Consider the following 557-nt stretch of genomic DNA (forward strand, 5'->3'; position numbering starts at 1 on the left):
CCGGCGCGCCACCCGCTGCCGCGCCGAGCTGCGCCGCATTGGCGGCGGTGCGCATCCCGGACTTGCAGTGAAAGACGACCGGACGATCGTCGCGCGGGAGATCGCCGATCCGGTCGAGCGGCACGTTCATCGCGCCGGGAATGCGTTCGCGCGCATGCTCGTCGGCACCGCGAATGTCGATCAGGCGCGCACCGGCATCGATCGCGGCACGGGTATCGTCGGGAGAAAGGGTCGCGAGCGTCATCGCATCAATCCTTGCAGTAGAGCTGGTAGAGAGTGCCGAGCAGCGTTTCGACGCGGGCATCCGCGATGGCGTACCAGAGCGTCTGGCTCTCCCGCCGGTAGGTGACGAGACCCTCGTCGCGCATCCTGGCCAGGTGCTGCGAGCAGGCCGACTGCGACAAGCCGACATCACGGGCCAGATCGCCGACCGTCATCTCGCCATGCTCGACCAGCTTGCACAGCAGCATCAGCCGGCGAGCATTGCCGATCGCCTTCAGCGTGTCGGCGACCTGCCCGGCCTTCGCCTCGAATGTCGCCAGGTCCATCGGCGGTTT

2 protein-coding genes are annotated in these 557 nt (G+C 67.7%); both read right to left on the reverse strand.

All coding sequences use genetic code 11. From position 1 onward, the window contains the following. The coding region (locus ACFC3J_RS22975; protein WP_375198211.1) for a rhodanese-like domain-containing protein at window positions 1–244 on the reverse strand (244 nt) is incomplete at its 3' end. Window positions 245–248: 4 nt separating this feature from the next. Further along, window positions 249–548: an ArsR/SmtB family transcription factor gene (locus ACFC3J_RS22980; protein WP_375198212.1), complete on the reverse strand. Its 300-nt coding sequence runs from the start codon at window positions 546–548 to the stop codon at window positions 249–251. Window positions 549–557: the final 9 nt, after the last annotated feature.

It is taken from the genome of Sphingobium sp. (assembly GCF_041987595.1).
Lineage (GTDB): Bacteria > Pseudomonadota > Alphaproteobacteria > Sphingomonadales > Sphingomonadaceae > Sphingobium.